The organism is Bradyrhizobium sp. URHA0013 (assembly GCF_000518345.1).
Taxonomy (GTDB): Bacteria; Pseudomonadota; Alphaproteobacteria; order Rhizobiales; family Xanthobacteraceae; genus Bradyrhizobium.
In genome coordinates, this window is the sequence record NZ_KI912427.1 from 332,247 (window position 1) to 352,872 (window position 20,626).

The 20,626-nt window shown below is 64.4% G+C and carries 19 protein-coding genes; 10 read left to right on the forward strand and 9 right to left on the reverse strand.

Translation table 11 applies throughout. The features are described 5' to 3' along the window. The 5 genes from N551_RS0130950 to N551_RS0130970 all read right to left on the reverse strand — a co-directional run bounded on the left by N551_RS0130950 (position 1) and on the right by N551_RS0130970 (position 4,122). Positions 1-609, reverse strand: coding sequence for a TetR/AcrR family transcriptional regulator (locus N551_RS0130950; protein ID WP_027570219.1), 609 nt, complete (start codon positions 607-609; stop codon positions 1-3). An 88-nt stretch (positions 610-697) separates the two neighbouring features. After that, positions 698-1,840 carry an OpgC domain-containing protein gene (locus N551_RS0130955; protein WP_027570220.1) on the reverse strand — a complete coding sequence of 381 codons (1,143 nt, stop codon included), beginning with the start codon at positions 1,838-1,840 and terminating at the stop codon, positions 698-700. A gap of 187 nt (positions 1,841-2,027) precedes the next feature. After that, positions 2,028-2,483: a hypothetical protein gene (locus N551_RS0130960; RefSeq protein WP_027570221.1), complete on the reverse strand. Its 456-nt coding sequence runs from the start codon at positions 2,481-2,483 to the stop codon at positions 2,028-2,030. A 76-nt stretch (positions 2,484-2,559) separates the two neighbouring features. Continuing rightward, positions 2,560-2,931: a YqjD family protein gene (locus N551_RS0130965; protein ID WP_027570222.1), complete on the reverse strand. Its 372-nt coding sequence runs from the start codon at positions 2,929-2,931 to the stop codon at positions 2,560-2,562. A gap of 78 nt (positions 2,932-3,009) precedes the next feature. After that, complete coding sequence (locus N551_RS0130970; RefSeq protein ID WP_027570223.1) at positions 3,010-4,122, reverse strand: AI-2E family transporter; 1,113 nt, start codon at positions 4,120-4,122, stop codon at positions 3,010-3,012. A gap of 212 nt (positions 4,123-4,334) precedes the next feature. Between N551_RS0130970 and N551_RS0130975 the strand changes: the two genes are divergently transcribed. Then, positions 4,335-5,138, forward strand: a complete 804-nt coding sequence (locus N551_RS0130975; RefSeq protein ID WP_027570224.1) for a L,D-transpeptidase — start codon at positions 4,335-4,337, stop codon at positions 5,136-5,138. Positions 5,139-5,155: 17 nt separating this feature from the next. Continuing rightward, positions 5,156-5,809 (forward strand): DUF2865 domain-containing protein, encoded by a 654-nt coding sequence (locus N551_RS0130980; RefSeq protein WP_027570225.1) that lies wholly within the window; start codon positions 5,156-5,158, stop codon positions 5,807-5,809. A 75-nt stretch (positions 5,810-5,884) separates the two neighbouring features. Here N551_RS0130980 and N551_RS0130985 read toward each other — a convergent pair whose 3' ends face one another. Further along, positions 5,885-7,978: a methyl-accepting chemotaxis protein gene (locus N551_RS0130985; RefSeq protein ID WP_027570226.1), complete on the reverse strand. Its 2,094-nt coding sequence runs from the start codon at positions 7,976-7,978 to the stop codon at positions 5,885-5,887. Positions 7,979-8,253: 275 nt separating this feature from the next. Here N551_RS0130985 and N551_RS38490 point away from each other — a divergent pair, with 275 nt between their 5' ends. Beyond that, positions 8,254-8,409, forward strand: coding sequence for a Thivi_2564 family membrane protein (locus N551_RS38490; RefSeq protein ID WP_007599832.1), 156 nt, complete (start codon positions 8,254-8,256; stop codon positions 8,407-8,409). Positions 8,410-8,559: 150 nt separating this feature from the next. Here N551_RS38490 and N551_RS0130995 read toward each other — a convergent pair whose 3' ends face one another. The 3 genes from N551_RS0130995 to cysD all read right to left on the reverse strand — a co-directional run bounded on the left by N551_RS0130995 (position 8,560) and on the right by cysD (position 13,744). After that, on the reverse strand, positions 8,560-10,725 hold the full coding sequence (locus N551_RS0130995) for a malate synthase G (protein ID WP_027570227.1): 2,166 nt from the start codon (positions 10,723-10,725) through the stop codon (positions 8,560-8,562). Between the two features lie 288 nt (positions 10,726-11,013). Next, on the reverse strand, positions 11,014-12,930 hold the full coding sequence (cysC, locus tag N551_RS0131000; protein WP_027570228.1) for an adenylyl-sulfate kinase: 1,917 nt from the start codon (positions 12,928-12,930) through the stop codon (positions 11,014-11,016). A gap of 19 nt (positions 12,931-12,949) precedes the next feature. Then, a complete protein-coding gene (gene cysD, locus N551_RS0131005) occupies positions 12,950-13,744 on the reverse strand; it encodes a sulfate adenylyltransferase subunit CysD (protein ID WP_027570229.1) in 795 nt (264 codons plus the stop codon). Between the two features lie 245 nt (positions 13,745-13,989). Here cysD and cysG point away from each other — a divergent pair, with 245 nt between their 5' ends. The 7 genes from cysG (at position 13,990) to cysT (ending at position 20,620) form a co-directional block, all read left to right on the forward strand. After that, on the forward strand, positions 13,990-15,414 hold the full coding sequence (gene cysG, locus N551_RS0131010) for a siroheme synthase CysG (RefSeq protein ID WP_027570230.1): 1,425 nt from the start codon (positions 13,990-13,992) through the stop codon (positions 15,412-15,414). Further along, complete coding sequence (locus N551_RS0131015) at positions 15,411-15,728, forward strand: DUF2849 domain-containing protein (RefSeq protein ID WP_027570231.1); 318 nt, start codon at positions 15,411-15,413, stop codon at positions 15,726-15,728. Before cysG ends, N551_RS0131015 begins: the two co-directional genes overlap by 4 nt. Positions 15,729-15,739: 11 nt before the next feature. Beyond that, positions 15,740-17,395, forward strand: a complete 1,656-nt coding sequence (locus N551_RS0131020; RefSeq protein WP_027570232.1) for a nitrite/sulfite reductase — start codon at positions 15,740-15,742, stop codon at positions 17,393-17,395. Then, complete coding sequence (locus N551_RS0131025) at positions 17,382-17,897, forward strand: DUF934 domain-containing protein (RefSeq protein ID WP_027570233.1); 516 nt, start codon at positions 17,382-17,384, stop codon at positions 17,895-17,897. The genes N551_RS0131020 and N551_RS0131025 overlap by 14 nt, the downstream gene beginning before the upstream one ends. After that, a complete protein-coding gene (locus N551_RS0131030; protein WP_027570234.1) occupies positions 17,894-18,625 on the forward strand; it encodes a phosphoadenylyl-sulfate reductase in 732 nt (243 codons plus the stop codon). Before N551_RS0131025 ends, N551_RS0131030 begins: the two co-directional genes overlap by 4 nt. A 120-nt stretch (positions 18,626-18,745) precedes the next feature. Next, positions 18,746-19,747 carry a sulfate ABC transporter substrate-binding protein gene (locus tag N551_RS0131035; protein ID WP_027570235.1) on the forward strand — a complete coding sequence of 334 codons (1,002 nt, stop codon included), beginning with the start codon at positions 18,746-18,748 and terminating at the stop codon, positions 19,745-19,747. A gap of 36 nt (positions 19,748-19,783) precedes the next feature. Further along, positions 19,784-20,620, forward strand: a complete 837-nt coding sequence (gene cysT, locus N551_RS0131040; protein WP_081747971.1) for a sulfate ABC transporter permease subunit CysT — start codon at positions 19,784-19,786, stop codon at positions 20,618-20,620. The last annotated feature ends 6 nt before the right edge of the window (positions 20,621-20,626 follow it).

Below are 20,626 nucleotides of genomic sequence, written 5' to 3' on the forward strand. Positions count from 1 at the left end.
TTAGCTCTTCGGCCGCAGCACGAGGTCAACCAGATTGCGCGCGTAGGCCGGTGTGATCGGCGCGATGCCGAAGACGTAGCGGTAGAACAGGCTGCCATAGATCGCGTCGTAGAGATCCTCCGGCGGTGCTTCCGCCAGAATGCTGCCGTCGTTTTGGCCGGCGGCGATCATCTCGACCAGCGCGTCGCGGCGGAATTGCAGGTAGCGGGCGTAGAACAGCTCCGCCGAGCCGGTCTTGGAGATGCATTCGGAGATGACGGCGAGCTGGACCTTGCCGAACTCGCCCTGGAGCGCTTCGGCATAGGCGGCGGCATGGCGGCGTGCGCGCGCGGCGGGGCTGCCCGAGCTTGCAGGCGGCAGCGGCAGCATCTGCGCGGCTTGATGAAGGAAGGCATCGATCAGCAAGGCTTCGCGGGACGGCCACCATTTGTAGATCGTCATCTTGGAGACGCTGGAGTGGCGCGCGATCGCGTCGATGGTGGTGGCGGCAAGGCCGGTGGTGGCCATCAGCGCATAGGCGCTTTGGAGAATGGCGTTGGTGGTCTCGATCGACCTCGGCCGGCCGCGCCGGGGCGCGCTGTCGGCTCCCTCACCCCCGCCATTCGCCATCGCCACGCCCCGCCTCCTCGCGCAATCCGCTGCCGCTCCGCTTAGCCTAGCCGCGATGGCCGGCCTAGCGGAATCGGAAGGTGCCGGGCTAGGCCTGCTGCCGCAAGGCCGCCGGCAGGTCCTGCCGCTTCGACCAGGCGATGTAATATGCGACCGCGGCCATCGCCGCGAAGCCGGCCAGACTCACGGCGATCTGCATCACCATCAGATTGGCACCGGTGATCAGGATGAGATGGCCGGCTAAGGACAGGAATACGCCGACGCAGAACACCGCGAGCCATTCCTCGCCGCATCGGATGACTGCCCGCAGCGATCTCCATTGCAGGCCGGGATGATCGGGCGGCACGAGATGTGTCGCGATGAAAGCGAGTGCGAGGAAGTGGACTACGCGATAGGGTGCGAGGTTTTCCTTGTCGGTCGGCGTGATGTTGTCGAGCACGATGTCCGGCAGGTAGGCGGCAAGCGCCGGCGAGTGGCGCATCAGCGTGATCGCCATTGCGAATACGAGATAGGCGCCTGCAAGCACGCGCAGCCAGGACAGGCCGTGTAGCGCGCGGCCCGACGCACCGGTCACGGCGAACCAGCCGCCCAGCACCATCAGCATCTGCCAGCAGAACGGGTTGAAGGTCCACTCCTGGTCCGGATAGACCCGGAAATTCCAGTCGAACCAGCGCGCCGCAACGTACAGCGCGACCGATGCCACAAGCGTCAGGTTCGGCCGCCGCAACAGCCCCCACAGCGCGAACGGAAAGAAGGCCATCAGCGGGATCATCAGCTGTAACAGATCGAGATTCAGCGGCTCCTCCTGGAGCACGAGGCCACGCACCAGGATGCGCAGCGGGTGTTCGAGAATTCCCGATATGTTGTATTCGTGGATGATTTCGGGCGCCATCGATTGAGAGGCGACATAGGCGATGGTGTCGATATAGATCACGAACAGCACGACATAGGCGGCATACAGCCGCCAGACGCGGCGAAAGATGCGCGTCGCCGCGACAACGTAGCCGCGCTCAAGCGCTATCCTGCCGTGAATGATCGCGACGCCATAGCCCACCACGAACACGAACAAGTCTGCGGCGCCGCTGAAGCCGAAGTTGCGCAGCGTCAGCAAATTGACCACGTTGTTCGGGATGTGGTCGACGAAAACCGACCAGTTGGCGATGCCGAGCGTCAAATAGAGCCGGGGGTCGTGATGGAATGCGGCGAGGTTCGCCTGGACAGACGGTTTCATCGAAAAATGACTTTTGGAATCAGGGGCGCTGCTTTTAGCGGCAACCGCCTGCCTATCCGAGTAGCGTTTGCGTGAGTAGGGACATTCGCGTCGGGCGACGCAAATTTGGCGGGGCGCCCGCGGGTGTCGAATTCCGAAAGATGCGCTTGCGGGACCTATGACGAAATTTTCTAACGCGCGCTAGCCGCTACTCGGCAGGTTCGGCCGAAGCATCGTCGGGTACGCCGGCGCGGCTCGCCATGATTCCGAGCGCGACGCCGCCGATCGCCAGGATCGGCAACAGCCGCTTGATCCCGATGGCGCGAACGATCTGGAGTCCGGTGGCGAGCAGCATGGGGTCCGCGAGCATGCTCGAGGCCGCCGACCTCGTGGCGCGCTCGGCTGCGATATGAGCTTGCTTGCGCAGCTGCCGCTTGTAGACCCAATAGCTCACCGCCGCGGTCAGGGTCAGCAGAAAGAAAATGCCTGCACCGGCGAGGCAGGCCTGCACCGGACCATATTTGTTGAGCACAGAAATGAACGCTGCCGCGCACAGGAAACACGTGGTGATGAAGAGTGCGAGCGCCGCGCCTGCTGCCAGCGACGTCAGCCGCACAGTAGTACCGGTGGATGCGCTGATCCCGTCGATGATGCGCTGAAACATGGCCTTGCTCCTCAGATCCCCACAAGCCGGCACCGGCGGCGCCGCTGCGCCACCGTCTTAATACCCGTTCGCGATCTCAGCGACGCCAGACTGCGCCGATCAGGAAGCCGATGCCGAGCGCGAGCCCAACGGTCGCGAGCGGCCGCTGCGTGATCGCGTCCTCCAGCGTCTCCTCGATCGAGCCATAGGCCTCCTGTGCCGCGCCCATCATCGCGCTGCCGCGTTCCGACATATCGTCGATCGCGGAATCCACGTTTTCGCGCGCCTGGCTATAGCCGCGGCGGGCTTGCTTGCTGGAGGAGTTGGCAAAAGTATTGAGCGCGTCGGTGATCTGATCGGTGAGGGCGGCGATATCGCTTTTCACGGCTGCTACATCCTTCTCGAGGCGTTCTCGGGTGGCTTTGTCGGTCCAGTCTCTCATCCCGGCTTCGGCATTGGTGGCGGACATCGGGGGCTCCGAGCTGTTGACGGTTGAGACAGCCGGGAAACGTTTCGTCGTCGCGTAAGTTCCGTCCACGGAAACCGGTCAGTCCTGCGGGAGCTGCGGCGAATCCTGCGGCAACAGATGCTCCTTCAGGATCAGGGCGACGATCAGCAGCGGCGACGACAGGAACGCGCCCATCGGGCCCCACAGCCAGGTCCAGAACGCCAGCGCCAGCAGCACCGCGAGCGCATTGAGCGCCAGCCGCCGGCCGATGATGGTCGGCGTGACGAAATGTCCCTCCAGGAAGGTGATGCCGCCAAAGGCGAGCGCCGCCATCAGGCCGCCGCTGACGGTCGGGAAAGTGACCAGTCCCACCACGACCAGAATGGCGAACATGGCCACCGGTCCGATGATCGGAATGAAATTGAGGGTGGCCGCGAGCGCGCCGAGGCCAGCCGGATTGGGCATTCCGGTGAGCGCGCAGACAATGCCGGCGGCGACGCCGACGCCGACATTGATGAGGGTCACGGTCAAGAGGTAGTTGCCGAGATGGACCTCGATCTCGTTGAGGATGCGAAGCGTGCGCAGCCGTGCCTCATGATCGCTGAAGGTCATGATCATCGCCCGTCGCAGGTCCCGCCAGCTGGCGATGAACAGGATCAGGGTGACGAAGAACAGCAGGAATTCGGTAAAGGTCGGTGACAGGAATTCGATCGTCGGCTGCACCCAGTCGAATTTCGGCATCTGGAAACTTGGCAATCCCTCCGAGCCGCCGAGCATCATCTGCAGCTCCCGCCACAGCGCCAGTGGCCGGTCGAACACGTGGACCTTGTCTTTCAACTGCGCGCCGAGTTCGGGCAGGCGCGAGCTCCATTCCATCGCTGGCGAGGCGATCAGCGCAACGATGAAGCCGACCACGGCGGTCACCGCGAACACGATCAGCGCGGCGGCGAGGCTCCGCGGCACTTTCCGTTTCTCCAGGAAGGTCGCTGCCGGTGAGAGCATCGTGCCGGTGACGAACGCCATCACGACAGGCAGAAAGAACGCCTTTCCGACATAGAGCACCGCGACGATTGCAATGAGGAGCAGTCCGGCGAGCGAGAAGGCGACGAGCTCGGTGCGGCGGATCACCGGGGGGAGCTCGCCGTGGCTCTCGGGAAGCGGGGTGCCTTCGCCGTTGCCGGAAGTCATACGTTCACTGGGAAGGACGCGCACAATACCTCTCCGGCACGGAGTCTGTTCGGTCCGCGCGCCCAACGACCAGGAGAGAACGTCCAAGCGCCCTGGGAGTTCCATCGCGGCTTCGTGAAGAAATGCTCGCTTGACTGTGACGTCGCTGCTGCATCGGGCAGGGGAACTTGTATCGGCTCGACCGCGTTGGTCGGACCAGAGCATCACCCTGATGCAGGTATCCAACGGGGCAGCACATGACGAAGTTCTCTGCAGTCCGACGCCGCTTATCGCCGCGCCGCATCACCGCTTTCGCGTTCGCAACCGCTTTGCTGGCAGTGCCGTTCGGCGCCGCAAGCGCACAGACACTGGGCTACACCTATCCGCAGGATCAGGTCTACCCGCAGGACCAGGGCTATTCGCAGGGTTATGCAAACCAAGGCTATGCGAACCAAGGCTATGCAAGCCCGAACGCGCAGGCCTCCGACGAGGATGCCGCGCTGCCCGATCGCCTGCGCAAGCAGATTGTCAGCTTCGACCGCAGCGAGCCGGCCGGTACCATCGTCATCGATACCAACAATACTTATCTTTACTATGTGCTCGGCCAGGGCCGCGCCATCCGTTATGGCGTCGGTGTCGGGCGCGAGGGTTTTACCTGGTCGGGCGTGCAGAGCGTCAGCCGCAAGGCGGAGTGGCCTGATTGGCATCCGCCGGCCGAGATGATCGCGCGCCAACCCTATCTGCCCCGCTTCGTCGCTGGCGGCCCCGGCAATCCGCTCGGCGCGCGTGCGATGTATCTCGGGTCGAGCGAATACCGCATCCATGGCACCAACGATCCTACCACGATCGGCAAGTTCGTCTCGTCCGGCTGCATCCGCATGACCAATGAGGACGTCACCGACCTGTTCGGCCGCGTCAATGTCGGTGCCAAGGTCGTTGTTCTGCCCAAGAACGCGCCGCTGATGGCCAAAGGCGGGGATTCCGTGCGCAAGCGTCCGGCCGTGACGGCGCTGCCCTCGGGCCGTCAGGCGCTGAACATTTCGAATTCGGCCGTAAACTAAGGGGCGCGTGAGGTCACATGAAGAGACGTTCGATCGGCAAACTCGCCGGTGGCGCGGCGGCATTCGTCGCCGTTGCCTCCTTCGGCCTCGCGCTGACCCCATCGGCCCATGCGGAGGACTTTTTCTCGGCCCTGTTCGGCGGCTTCCGCGGGCGGGCGGCGCCTGATATTCGCATGCCGTTCCAGACCGATGACACGCCACGCTACGACGCGCCGCGTCAGCGGGCCTCCTATGGCGGCGGCACCGCCTATTGCGTGCGCGGCTGCGACGGACGTTATTTCCCGGCGCAGGGAAATGATTCCGAGAGCAAGGCGCAATCCTGCAAGAGCTTCTGTCCGGCCTCGGAGACCTCGCTGGTCTATGGCGGCAACATCGAGGACGCGACGACGGACAAGGGGAAATCCTATTCCGACCTGCCCAACGCGTTCCGCTATCGCAATGAGATTGTCGCAGGCTGCACCTGCAACGGCAAAGATCCGGTCGGGCTCGCTCAGGTCAAGGTCGACGACGATCCCACGTTGCGCAAGGGCGACATCGTCGCGGGCGCCGACGGTCTGGTGGTCGCCAGCCGCAATGCGAACGACCGCCGCGGTGTCGCGATGAATTTCTCCCCGTTGCCGGATTCGGTGCGCGCAAGATTCCGCCAAGTGCCGGTAGTGGCGAAGGAGTAGCCCTCAACGTCGTCCTGGCGAAAGCCAGGACGACGTTGAGGGTGTGGGGCGCGGCTCTCTCTTTAACGGCCTACGCTACGCCGCGCGGATCTTGCCGAGGAAGTCGCTGACCTCATGGCCGAGCTGGCGGCTCTGGCTCTCCAGCATCTCGGAGGCGTGCTTCACGTTGTCGGCGGCAGCGGCCGCAGCGTCCGCATCGGATTTGACGCCCGTGATGTTGTCCGAGACGTTCTTGGTGCCCTGCGCCGCAAACTGGGTGCTGCGGGTGATCTCTTGCGTGGCCGCTCCCTGCTCCTGCACGGCGGCGGCGATCGCGGTCGCAACCTCGTTCACTTCGCCGATGATGCCGCCGATGGTCTGGATCGCGCTGATGGCATCGCCCGCGACCTTCTGGATGTCGGCGATCTGCTCGGAAATCTCCTCGGTTGCCTTGGCCGTCTGGCTCGCCAGCGACTTCACCTCGGAGGCGACCACGGCAAAGCCGCGCCCCGCTTCGCCTGCGCGGGCCGCCTCGATCGTGGCGTTGAGCGCGAGCAAATTGGTCTGCTGCGCAATGGTGTTGATCAGGCCGACAACCTCGCCGATGCGGCCGGCCGACTTCTGAAGTCCCTGGACCGTGCCGTCGGTGTCGCGCGCCTGGGTCACGGCGCGGCTGGCGATGCCTGCGGCATGCGCGGCCTGCTGGCTGATGTCGTTGATCGAGGCGCTGAGCTCCTCCGCGGCGGCGGCGACGCTGTCGACGCTCATGGACGCGTCATTGGAGGCCTTGCCCGCGACCTGCACGCGGTCGTTGGTCTGCCGCGATACCGCGGAGAGATCGCCCGAGGTCTTGCGCATTTCACCGGAGGCTTCGCTCAATTCGCCGAGCGTTTTGCGCACCGCGCCCTCGAACTCGCCGACATAGGTCTCGACCGCGCGCTGGCGCGCCGAGGCGCCCGCGTTGCGTTCGCGCTCCTGCGCCTCGATCGTGAGCTTCTCGTTGGCCTGCTGCTTGAAGGTCTCCAGCGCGCCGGCAAGCGCGCCGATCTCGTCGTTGCGGTCGAGATAGCCGCTGTCGACGGCAAGGTCGCCGCCGGCGACCTTGAGCATGGCGTCGCGAATGGTGTTGAGCGGAGTGATGACGCGGCGGCTGACCAGCATGATCGCGCCGACGGCAAGCCCCACGGCGAGCGCCAGCAGCGTAAGCTGCACGATGAGTGCGCGCTGCGCGGCGCCGCGCTGCTCCTGCGTGTGGATCTTGGCAGCATCGAGTGCACCTTCTGCCACTGCGACCGCGCTCGCCATGCGACCGACCGTGAGCGGGCTCCATTGGTTCGCCGTCATCTCGGGCTTCTCACCCTTGACCAGCGCGTCCGCGAGACGGTCGCGCAAGGCCAGATATTGCGGCTCGAAATAAGAGGACTTTGCGGAGGCCATCGCGGAGGCGAGCCCCGCCGGCAACTGCATGCCGGACGTCGACAACTCGAGCGCCTTCCACATCGCGCTCGTGCCGCCGACATGTTGGGTATAGGCGTAGCGGCCTTCCGGGGTGATCTTGCCGGCGGCCAGCCCGGTCGAGACGATCAGCGACGCCTCACCCGCGGTGTTGCGGAGCAGCCAGGCGTTCTGCTTGATCGACAGGAGCTGGTCGATCGCGGCGTCCAGGTGATTGACGGTGGCGGCCAACGTGTTCGAAAGCTTGTCGAGCGTGTCGAGCAGGCCCTGCGTCGTCTCCATGTATTCCTTGGGCAGGCCGGCGCGGCGCTGGTCCTTCGGCTTGGCCACATCCTCCCAGAACTGCTTCTGCTCCTCGATCAGCAGCTTGTAGAGGCGTGCGAGCTCCGGTACCAGCGTACCCGATTGCGGAAAGTCGATGGTCGGCAGCAGCTCGATCGCGCGCGCCATCGCGGGCATTTGGGCATCGCGCAGGGCGCGCAGATATTTCTCGATCTCGCCGTCCATCGGCTCGGTCGCGTTCAGGAGGCGGACCGTGGTCGAGCGATCGGTGCGCAGATTGTGCATCGCCTTGAACAGATCGGCGGACGTGTCGGCGATCTGGGAGATGCGGTTGGCGGTCTTCAGGCGATCCCAGGACTCGTAGGCGGTGAGCGAGAGTGCGATCACCACGCAGACCGACGTGATCGCGATCACCGCCTTCAGCAGCGCGGATACGGTCAGACGATTCAGCATCGAAGTCCCCCAATTCCCATTACAAAGTGCGTGAAGTCGCCCCGGCAACATCGCAAAAGTGGGCGCACGCAAGACCAGGCAATCGCATGCCGTTTGTGGCTCAGGGCCCAAACGGTGACTGCATCTGAAAGGAAAAGGGTAAAGTTTTAGGCAGGCCGGCTGACGGTAGAAGTACGTATTTACTAGAAGTTGCAGAGGGTTGCGTCGATGGAACCAAGCCGGGAGTTGCGCGTTAGGAGACTGTCAGCAATTTTGCCTAAAGGGGGGTCCTAGCGATGCTGGTCGGCGTACTCGTCACCTTTCTCGTCGTCATTCTCGTACTTTACCTCATCAACATGCTGCCGATGGACGGCCGCGCCAAGCAGATCGCGCGCGTCGTCGTCATCATCATCGGCATCGTGTCGCTGCTGAAATATCTGGCCGTGTTCTAGCCGGGCTTTCGTAGCCCGACGGATCGCAGCGCAATCCGGGTCTTGCCCCAAACCATAGCGGCCCCGGATTACACTTCGCTCCATCCGGGCTACGGCTCCAACAAAAAAGCCCCGGCGTGAGCCGGGGCTTTGGTGCTCGGTTATTCGGGCCTACCCCGCCGCTTTGGCCTCGCGGCGGCGGGCGGTGAGGATGTATTCGGTGTAGCCGTTCGGCTGCTCGCGCCCCTTGAAGATGAGGTCGCTAGCCGCCTTGAAGGCCGTGCCGTCGAAGGCGGGCGCCATCGGCTTGTAGATGGGATCGTCCGCATTCTGCTTGTCGACGACGACCGCCATGCGCTTGAGCGATTCCATCACCTGCGCCTCGGTGATGACGCCCTGGTGCAGCCAGTTGGCGAGGTGCTGGCTGGAAATGCGCAAGGTGGCACGGTCTTCCATCAGGCCGACGTCGTGGATGTCAGGCACCTTGGAGCAGCCGACTCCCTGGTCGATCCAGCGCACGACATAGCCCAGAATGCCCTGGCAGTTGTTGTCGATCTCCTGCTTGACGTCGTCGGGTGCCCAGTTCGATTTCGACACCGGGATGGTGAGGATGTCTTCGAGCTTCGCGCGTGGGCCGCCCTTGGCGAGCTCCTGCTGGCGCGCGGTGACGTTGACCTGGTGGTAGTGCAGCGCGTGCAGCGTCGCGGCCGTCGGCGAGGGCACCCAGGCGGTGGTGGCGCCGGCCTGCGGATGGGCGAGCTTCTGGGCCAGCATGTCCGCCATCTTGTCGGGCGCGGCCCACATGCCCTTGCCGATCTGGGCATGGCCGGGCAGGCCACAGGTCAGGCCCATGTCGACGTTCCAATCCTCATAGGACTTGATCCAGGGCTGCGCCTTCATCTCGTTCTTGCGGATCATCGGACCCGCCTCCATCGAGGTGTGGATCTCGTCGCCGGTACGGTCGAGGAAGCCGGTGTTGATGAACATGATGCGCTTGGAGGCGCGCTGGATGCAGGCCTTGAGGTTGACGGTGGTGCGCCGCTCCTCGTCCATGATGCCGATCTTGAGCGTGTTCTCGGGCAGCGACAGCATTTTCTCGACGCGATCGAAGATCTCGCAGGTCAGCGACACCTCGTCGGGGCCGTGCATCTTCGGCTTGACGATATAGGCAGATCCCGTGCGGCTGTTCTTGACCTTGGAGTTGCCTTTCAGATCATGCACGGCAAGAAGCCCGGAGACGGCGGCGTCGAGCAGGCCTTCCGGAATTTCCTCGCCCTTGTCGTCCAGCACCGCGTCGGTGAACATGTGGTGACCGCAATTGCGCATCAGCAGCAGGCTGCGGCCGTGCAGCTTGATCTCGCCCTTGCCGTCAGGCGTCGTGTAGCTGCGGTCGGCATTGAGCGAGCGCGTCAGCGTCTTGCCGCCCTTCTCGAAATCGGCCGACAGCGTGCCGTCCATCAGGCCGAGCGTGTTGCGATAGACCAGCACCTTGTCCTCGGCATCGACGGCCGCGACCGAGTCTTCCATGTCGAGAATCGTGGAGACCGCGGACTCCATGACCATGTCCGCAACGCCGGCCGGATCGTCCTTGCCGATCGCGCTGCTGCGGTCGATCTTCACCTCGACATGCAGGCCGTTGTTGGCGAGCAGCACCGCGCTCGGTGCGGCTGCGTCGCCCTGGAAGCCCGCGAATTGCGCGGCGTTCTTCAGCGCGGTGGCGTTGCCGCTCTTCAGCTTCACCGCGAGCTGGCCTGCGACAACGCTATAGGCGGTGACGTCGGTGTGACTGCCGGTCGCCAACGGCACGGCGGCATCGAGGAAGGCTTTCGCTTTTGCGATCACCTTGTCGCCGCGCGCCTTGTTGTAGCCCTTGCCGTTCTCGGACGGATCGTGCGGGATCGCGTCGGTGCCGTAGAAGGCGTCATAGAGCGAGCCCCAGCGCGCATTCGCCGCATTCAGCGCGTAGCGTGCGTTGGTCAGGGGCACGACCAGCTGCGGGCCGCAGATCTTGCCGATCTCCTCGTCCACATTGGTGGTCTCGACCTTCTGCGTCGCCGGCTCCGGGACGAGATAGCCGATCTCCTTCAGGAAGGCGGTATAGGCGTTGAGGTCGAACGCCTTGCCCTTGTTGGCGCGGTGCCAGTCGTCGATCTTGGCCTGCAGCGTGTCGCGCACCGCCAGCAGCGCGCGGTTCTTCGGGCCCAGCTCCTTGATGATGGCGGCAAGCCCGGCCCAGAACGCATCCGGCGCGGTTCCCGTCTTCGGGGCCGCTTCCTTGGCGATGAAATCGAACAGGACGGGAGCAATCTTCAATCCGTGGGCGTCGACGCGTTTCATGATGGGCTTTCTCGTTGGAAATGGCTGTTTTTGGCTGCTTTTGACCCGACAGCAGCAAAATGCGCTCCAAGGAGCGGCTTTCGGGGTCTTATTAGCCCCAAAATCGGGGCCGTGAGAAGGCCCCCAAAAGTTGTCAAAATGTCAAGGCGAGGTGGGGGACGCACGGTGTCATTCCCCGCGAAGGCGGGGAATCCAGTCGCCGAGGCCTCTGGGCTGAATCACTGCAGTCGGTGGAATACTGGGTCGCCCGGTCAAGCCGGGCGACGACAGCGGGGCAGCAGCCCGGCTTCAAATATTCGCGGCGAGGTCCACGAGTTCGTCGAACAGCACGCCGGTCGTCTTGAGCATCTGTTCGATCTCGTCCGCCGCCTCGGCGACCGTCCGCGTCGACGTGTCGATCACGAGCTCAGCGGCTTGCGGCGTCTCGTAGTCGTTGAGGATGCCGGTGAACGACGCGAGCGTGCCGGCGCGGGCCTTCTTGTAGTGGCCCTTGGGGTCGCGCTCCTCGCAAATTTCCGCAGGCGTCGCGACGTGGATCTCGCGGAACGAAGTGTCGGCGATGCGGCGCGCGGTGGCGCGGTCCTCGCGGGCGGGCGAAACGGCGGCGACAATGGCGATGTGGCCGTTGCGAGCGAGATGCGTCGCGACTTCAGCGAGACGCCGGATGTTCTCGCTGCGATCGGCGGTCGAGAAGCCGAGATCGCTGTTGAGCCCGGCGCGTAGCGTATCGCCGTCGAGCAGGATCGGCGAGCCGCCATTGCTGAACAGCCGCCGCTCCAGCGCTTTTGCGAGAGTCGACTTGCCGGAGGCGGGCAAGCCGGTGAGCCAGATCACGGCGCCGTTGTGACGATAGCGCGCGGAGCGTTCGTCGGGCCGCAGCGCGGATTCCACCGGCACGATGTCGACGGGCACGGCGCGCTGGCCGGCATCGACCGACAGCACGAGACCGCCGCCGGCGATGCGCCCGGACACCTCGATCACGAGACGGCCGGTGCGGGGATTTTCCGTGTAGGGATCGGTGGCAATCGGATTCGAAAGGGAAATGTCGATCTCGCCGACATGGTTGCGCCCGATCGCCTTGTTCTCGACGCTCGACAGCTCGCCCGGATCGACGGCCTTCTCGATTGCGACAACGGTGGCGCGGCTTTCCTTCGGTCCGCAGCGAACCAGGAGCTGGTCGCCCTTGGCCAGCGGCTTGTCGTGCAGCCAGAAGATCCGCGCGCGCAGCCGCCGCGTCTCGCGCGGCGCGCTGTTCGTATGCGCGATGATATCGCCGCGCTCGAGGAACAGCTCGCGGTCGAGCGTGATGCCGACCGAGCGGCCTGCACCCTGGCGGCCCGCGATCGGCGTCACCGGCCAGCTCTCGACAGTCTTGATCCTGGCGATCTTGCCGGCGGGCATGATCACGATTTCGTCGCCGGCGATGAGGCTGCCGGATTCGATCCGGCCCGCAACGATGCGGCGATCGTCGAACTTGTAGATCGCCTGCACCGGCAGGCGCAGCGCCAGCGCTTCCAGCGGCCGCGCCGGCTCGAGCCTGTCAAGCGCTTCGACCACGGTCGGACCCTTGTACCAGCCGATGCGGTCGGTGCGCTCGGCGACGCCGTCGCCGTCGCGGGCGGAAATCGGGATCACGGCCGTGGGCTTCACACCGAGGCCTTGCAGATGCGCCGAGATCTCGTCGCTGATGTCCTTGAAGCGCTCGGCGGAGAAGTCGACGCGGTCCATCTTGTTGACGACGACCGCGACCTGCTTCACGCCGAGCAGATGCAGAAGATAGCCGTGCCGCCGGGTCTGGTCGCGCACGCCTTCGAGCGCGTCGATGATCAGCACCGCGCCGTCGGCCTGCGAGGCGCCGGTGATCATGTTGCGCAGGAATTCGGCGTGGCCGGGTGCGTCGATCAGCACGATGTCGCGCGAATTGGTGCGGAAGCGGATCTGCGTCGTGTCGATGGTGATGCCCTGGTCGCGCTCGGTCTGCAGCGCGTCGAGCAGGAACGACCATTCGAACGGCATGCCGCGTCGCGCGCTGACGGCCTTGAGCATGTCGAGCTTGCCGTCGGGCAGGCTGCCGGTCTCGTGCAAGAGGCGGCCGACCAGCGTCGACTTGCCGTGGTCGACATGGCCGACGATGACGATGCGGACCTGCGGACGCGTGGTGCCGTTCGGGGTCGCAGGCGATGCGGGGGTGACGATCATGTTCATACGACGCTCGCGTCCTTGATCAGAGATAGCCGGCGACGCGCAGGCGCTCGAAAGCGTCCTCGGTCTCGTGGTCGAGCGCACGGCCGGAACGTTCCGGCACCTTGGTCTGCTCGAGCTCGATCAGGATCTCGTCGATGTTCGACGCGTTTGAGGCGACCGGATTGGTGATGTCCTGATCGCCCAGCGAGCGATAGCGCTTGCCGTTTTGCGACAGATACAACGGGATGATCGGGATGTTCTCGCGCTTGGTGTAGGCCCAGATATCGGACTCGGTCCAATGCAGGATCGGATGGATGCGCAAATGCGCGCCTTGCGGCGGCGACGCATTGAAATGATCCCAGAACTCCGGCGGCTGGTCGCGCACGTCCCAATTGCCTTCCAGGCCGCGCGGAGAGAACACGCGCTCCTTGGCGCGCGTCGCCTCCTCGTCGCGGCGAATGCCGGCGATCAGGCCGTCAAAACCGTATTTGCCGAGCGCCATCTTGAGCCCCTCGGTCTTGCGCGCGGCGGAACGGGCGGCGGGCGGCAGCGTTGGGTCGACGGCATCAATCGGCGGGCAGGGCTCGACGCGCAGATCGAGATCCCATTCCTTGCCGTAGTGATCGCGAAAGCGATACATCTCCGGAAACTTCTTGCCGGTGTCGACATGGAGGGCCGGGAACGGCAGACGGCCGAAGAACGCCTTGCGCGCCAGCCAGATCATGACGTTGGAGTCCTTGCCGAGCGACCACAGCAGGGCGATCTTCTTCAAACGGGCAAAAGCCTCGCGGAAGATGTAGATGCTCTGGGCCTCGAGCTGGTCGAGATGGTCCATGCTCGGTGCCAGGTCGGCAGAAAATTCTTGCGCGGGCACGCGCTCGGCGAGAGCGGGGCTGCTCAGCCCGCCAGCAGTGGAATTGTCCTTGAGAAGATGCATCTCTGCCACTTTGCGTTTGGAGGCGAAAATTCTATAGTTGCGGTGCAAGGGAGAAGAAAAAATTTTCTCTTTGCGCGCTCGAAACGACACATATATAGAAAATAATTCCAGTCAACCCCGGATGTGGGGGAAGCGAGTATCGTATGCGGTTCTTGCCCGTGTTCCTCGATCTCAAGGCCGGTCCGGTGGTCCTCATCGGTGCGGGTGAGCTTTTGCGCGCCAAGCTGCGCGTGCTCACTGCGGCCGGTGCGCGCATTCGCGTGCATGCGATCGACGGCAATCAGGACCTGGGTCTGAGCTCCGAGGACGCCGCGCGTATCGACATTGCGGCGGCCGATCCGCTGACCGCCGATCTCTCGGGAATCATCGCCGTCGTTTGCGCCGGCGCAGGCGATGTCGGCGTGGCGATGTCGGCCCGCGCCAAGGCGCTCGGGCTGCCCGTCAACGTCATGGACGATCTCGAGCATTCCAGCTTCATCTTTCCGGCGATCGTCGATCGCGGCGATGTCGTGGTCGCCGTCGGCACTGGCGGCACGTCGCCGGTCGTGGCGCGGCGCGTGCGCGAGAAGATCGAGGCGCTGCTGCCGGCGCGCATCGGCGAGCTCGCCGAGTTCATCGGCGGCTTCCGCAAATCCGTCAACGAACGTATTGCCGAGTTTCCGCTGCGCCGCCGCTTCTGGGAGCGCGTCATCGATGGCCCGATTGGCGCTGCCATTCTGGCCGGCCGCAAAGGCGAGGCGGACGCAGCGCTCAAGGCGATTTCCGATCCATCCGCGTTTGCGCGGGCCGACAAGCCGGAAGGCTCGGTCGCTCTGGTCGGCGCCGGTCCAGGTGATCCGGATTTGCTCACCATCAAGGCGCTGCGCGCGCTCCAGGATGCCGATATCGTCTTCCACGACGAACTGGTCTCGCCTGAAATTCTCGATCGCATCCGCCGTGACACGACGCGTGTGCCCGTCGGCCGCCGCGTCGGCAAGCCCGGCATCGGGCAGGACGCCATCAACAAGCGCATGATCGAGGCCGCGCAATCCGGCCAGCGTGTGGTGCGGCTGAAGGGCGGCGATCCCTTCGTGTTCGGCCGTGGCGGCGAAGAAGTCGAAGCGCTGCGTGCTGCCGGCGTTGCTTATTCGATCATTCCCGGCATTACCGCAGGCCTTGGTGGCGCCGCCGATTTCGAGGTGCCGCTCACCTACCGTCACGAAGCAACCCGCATCACCTTCCTCACCGCGCACAAGGCGCGCGACGCGGAAGTCGTGGACTGGTCGACGCTGACCGACGCCAGGATGACCGTCGTGGTCTACATGGGCATGACGGCTGCGCCCGCTATACGCGCTGGCCTGTTTGCCGCCGGCCGTTCGCCGGAGACGCCGGTCGGCGTGTTCGCCCGCGTCACGCGCCCCGATGCGCAAGGCGCGATCGGCACGCTGCGCGACCTGCCTGAGCTGGTGCGACGGACCAATGGCGGGCCTGCCATTCTCATCATCGGCGATGTGGTCCGGCATGCCGGATCGCTTCGCCGTCAAACCCCAAAGCAAATCATCTCTGACCTATTGGATGCAGCCGAATGACCTCCCCGCTTGAACAGAAAAAGATCAAAATCGCCGGCCCCTCGGTCGTGACCGCCAATCGCACCTGGGACGGCATCGTGGTGTACCGTACCGCCACCAACGGCTGGTCTGCCGACCTCTCGGAAGCCGCGATCGTGCGCAACTCCGACGAGGCGAAAGCATTGCTTGCCGAGTCCGTGGCCGATGACGTGGGCGCGATCGGTCCCTATATCGCGCCGGTAGAGGTCGGCGCCGACGGCAAGGTCGAACCCGGCAATCTGCGCGAACAGATCCGCCGCACCGGCGTGACCATCGGACAGCCGGTCCAGGTTTAAGGCATTCTCTCATGTACGCTTACGACGAAATCGACCGCACGCTCGTCAACGAGCGCGTCTCGGAATTCCGCGACCAGGTTAAGCGCCGCCTGTCCGGCGAGCTCACCGAGGACGAGTTCAAGATCCTGCGGCTGCAGAACGGCGTCTATCTGCAACTGCACGCCTACATGTTCCGCGTCGCGATCCCCTACGGGACGCTGGCGTCCAACCAGTTGCGGGCGCTCGCCCACGTCGCGCGCAAATACGACCGCGGCTACGGGCATTTCACGACGCGGCAGAACATCCAGTTCAACTGGATCAAGCTCGCCGAGCTGCCGGATGCGCTGGCCGATCTCGCCGAGGTCGGCATCCATGCGATGCAGACCTCCGGCAACAACATGCGCAACGTCACCTCGGACCAGTGGGCCGGCGTCGCGCCCGGCGAGATCGAGGATCCCCGCATCTGGTCGGAGCTGATCCGCCAGCACACCACGCTGCATCCGGAATTCTCGTTCCTGCCGCGCAAGTTCAAGATCGCGATCACCGCGTCGGACCACGACCGCGCCGCGATCAAGATCCACGATATCGGGCTGAAGCTGATCAAGAACGAGAAGGGCGAGACCGGCTTCGAGGTTCTGGTCGGCGGCGGGCTTGGGCGTACGCCGTTCATCGGCAAGACCATCAAGCACTTCGTGCATGGCCGCGACATTCTCAGCTATATCGAAGCGATCCTGCGCGTCTACAACCAGTACGGCCGCCGCGACAATATCTACAAGGCGCGCATCAAGATCCTGGTGCACGAACTGGGCATCGAGAAGTTCTCGCGCGAGGTCGAGCAGGAATGGCAGCACATCCGCAACTCCTCGCTCCAGATCGACGACGAGGTGGTCGAGGACATCCGCTCGCGCTTTACTTATCCCGCCTACGAGAAGCTGCCGCACATGCCAGATGAGCTGCGCCAGGCCGCGGCCGATCCGGATTTCGAGGCGTGGCGCAAGAACTCGGTGGCTCCGCACAAAGTCCAGGGCTATTCCATCGTCACGGTCTCGCTGAAGCCGATCGGAGCGCCTCCGGGCGATGCCACCGCCGAGCAGATGGATGCGCTCGCCGATCTCGCCGACAGATATTCCTTCGGTGAGATCCGCGTCGGCCACGAGCAGAACCTCGCTTTGCCGCACGTTGCCAAGCGCGACCTGCCGGCGCTGTGGAAGGCGCTCGACAAGCTCGGCTTGGCGACGCCGAACGTCAATCTGATCACCGACATCATCGCCTGCCCGGGTCTCGACTATTGCTCGCTGGCCAATGCGCGCTCGATCCCGATCGCGCAGGAACTGACGCGGCGCTTCGCCAATCACGAGCTGGCCAATTTGATCGGCCGGTTGCACATCAACGTCTCCGGCTGCATCAACGCCTGCGGCCATCACCATGTCGGTCACATCGGCATTCTCGGCGTCGAGAAGAACGGCGAGGAGGTCTACCAGATCACCATCGGCGGGCGCGCCGACGAGAGCGCAGCGCTCGGCAATCTGATCGGCCCCGGCGTCAAGTTCGACGAGGTCGCCGACGTGGTCGAGGACATCGTGGAAGCCTATCTAGCGCTGCGCGAGCGGCCCGAAGAGCTGTTCATGGACACCGTAAAGCGCCTCGGCGTCGAACCCTTCAAGGAGCGCGTTTATGCCACTCGTTAACGGCGGAAAGATCGCCGACGACAGCTTCGTCAAGCTCGCCGTCGACACGCCGCTGCCCAAGGGCGGCGACATCCTGGTGCCGGCCGAACGCTTCGTCGGCGAGGCGGATGCGTTGCTTAAGCGGACCGGCAAGGTCGGCGTGATCTGGCCGAACAGTCGCGACATCGCCGAGCTAGTGCCCTATCTCGGCAAGATCGCCGTCGTCGCGCTGGTGTTCCCGACCTTCCGCGACGGACGCGCCTACAGCCAGGCGCGGCTGCTGCGCGAGCGCTACAATTACCGCGGCGAATTGCGTGCGACGGGCCAGATCCTGCGGGACCAGTTCGTGTTCATGCTGCGCGCGGGCTTCGATTCCTTCGACGTCAAGAAGCAGGCCGACGCGGAAGCCTTTATGCAGACCGCGAAGCGCTACTCGGTGTTCTACCAGCCCACCGGCGACGGCCGCATCACGGCGCTGCACCGGCGCATGCAACTGCGTCACTCCGAAGGTGTCGGCACGTGAACGCAATCGCGCCTTCAGTTTCGTCAGTCTCCGTCTCTGCGCTGCCCTCGGCGGAGGAGCTCGATCGCGCCTTGCGCGATGCCTCGCCCGCCGAAATCATCGCCGCTGCGTTGAAGACGGTCGGGCGCGACAAGCTTGCCCTGGTGTCGTCCTTCGGCACGGAATCGGCGACGCTGCTGAAGGTCATGGCCGACGTCGATCCGGCGATCCCGGTGATCTTCCTCGACACCGGCTGGCTGTTCGAGGAGACGCTGACCTATCGCGACACGCTGATCGCGACGCTGGGCCTGACGGACGTCCGCTCGATCAAGCCCGCCGAGGAGATGCTGTCGCGCGAGGATCCCGACCGCGACCTCTGGTTCTCCGATCCCGACGCCTGCTGCCGTATTCGCAAGGTCGAGCCGTTGGCGCGGGCGCTGAAGCCGTTCGATGCGTGGCTCAACGGCCGCAAGCGCTTCCAAGGCAGCGCGCGCGCCGGCATTCCAGTGGTCGAGGACGACGGTGCACGGTTGAAGTTCAATCCCTTCGCCAATGTTTCGCGCGAGGAACTCGAAGCGATCTTCGCCCGTGCCAAATTGCCGCGTCATCCTCTGGTTGCGTCCGGATTCCTGTCGGTTGGGTGTATGCCTTGCACGAGCAGAACGGCCGAAGGCGAGGATGAGCGTGCCGGTCGCTGGCGCGGCCGGGCCAAGACGGAATGCGGCATCCACACGATGAAGACTTCGTAGCATGGTCACGCTGCCCTGCTACGAACAAGAAAATCCGGTTCCGTTGACTTAAGCGCGTTTCGACCCGAGTTATGCCTGCCATCGATGACGCCGACGTCATTGATGTGAATGGAGATGGACATGATGCGCCGTATCGTTCCGCTCGCTGCAGGACTGCTCGTGACAGGCTTGTTGGCAAGCTCGGCTCTCGCCGCTGACATCAATCTGCTGAATGTGTCGTACGATCCGACGCGTGAGCTCTATGTCGAGTTCAACAAGGCGTTCGCGAATGCGTATCAGAAGGAAACCGGCAAGAGCGTCGAGATCAAGCAGTCGCATGGCGGCAGCGGTTCGCAGGCGCGCGCCGTGATCGACGGATTGCAGGCCGACGTGGTGACGCTTGCGCTCGCCTACGACATCGATGCCATCGCGGGCAAAGGCCTCACGACGGCTGACTGGCAGAAGCGGTTGCCGCAGAATTCGTCACCCTACACCTCGACCATTGTGTTTCTGGTCCGCAAGGGCAATCCGAAGGGCATCAAGGACTGGGACGATCTGCTCAAGCCGGGCGTCGCCGTGATCACGCCGAACCCGAAGACATCAGGCGGCGCGCGCTGGAATTATCTGGCGGCCTGGGGCTTTGCGCAGAAGAAATACGGCTCGGCGGACAAAGCCAAGGATTTCATCGGAAAGCTCTATCAGCAGGTGCCGGTGCTCGACACCGGCGCGCGCGGCGCGACCGTGACCTTCGTCGAGCGCGGCGTCGGCGACGTGCTGCTCGCCTGGGAGAACGAGGCGTACCTGGCGCTCAAGGAATTCGGTCCGGAAAAATTCGAGATCGTGGCGCCGCCGCTCTCGATCCTGGCGGAACCGCCCGTGACGATCGTCGACAAGGTTGCCGATAAAAAAGGCACCCGTAACGCCGCCGACGCCTACCTGCAATATTGGTATACCAAGGAAGGTCAGGAAATCGCGGCGCGCAACTTCTATCGTCCGCGTGATCCCGAGATCGCCAAAAAACACGAAAACTCCTTCGCGAGGGTCGAGCTGTTCACGATCGACGAACTTTTCGGCGGCTGGACCAAGGCGCAGAAGGAACATTTTGCCGACGGCGGCGTCTTCGATCAGATCTACAAGAACTGATCGGGCGCTGTCGGCGGGGCTTAAACAGGGGGCCTGGTGAGCGCAATCGCAGCACGACGCCGGACATTGCCGGGCTTCGGTCTCACCATGGGGCTGACGCTGTCCTGGCTGTCGATCATCATCCTGATTCCGCTCGCGGGCCTGTTTCTGAAATCGCTTGAGCTGAGCCCCGAGCAGTTCTGGAACATCCTCTCCAGCCGCCGCACCCTGAATGCGTTGCGCGTGTCCTTTGGACTCGCCTTTGCGGCCGCCTGCGTCAATCTCGTGATGGGCAGCATCATCGTCTGGGCGCTGGTGCGTTACCGCTTCCCGGGAAGGCGGCTGTTCGACGCCATCGTCGACGTGCCCTTTGCGCTGCCGACGGCGGTCGCCGGCGTCGCGCTGACCGCGTTGTTCGCCGAGAAGGGCTGGCTCGGCGCGCCGCTTGCGGCGGCCGGCATCAAGGTGGCGTTCACACCGGTCGGCATCTTCGTCGCCATGATCTTCATCGGCATCCCCTTCGTGGTGCGCACCGTGCAGCCGGTGCTCCAGGACCTCGACCCTGAGATCGAGGAGGCCGCCGGAAGTCTTGGCGCGAGCCGCTGGCAGACCATCATCCGCGTGATCCTGCCCTCGCTCGGCCCGGCGCTGCTCACGGGGCTGGCGCTCGCCTTCGCACGCGCCGTCGGCGAATACGGGTCGGTGATCTTCATCGCCGGCAATCTGCCCAACGTCTCCGAGATCGCGCCGCTGCTGATCGTGATCCGGCTCTCCGAATTCCGCTATGCCGACGCGACCGCCATCGCGGTGGTCATGCTGGTCGTGTCTTTCGTCATCATCTTCGCCGTCAACCGGCTCCAGCGCTGGGCGCAGAGCCGGATCCCGGCACGCTGAGGGCGG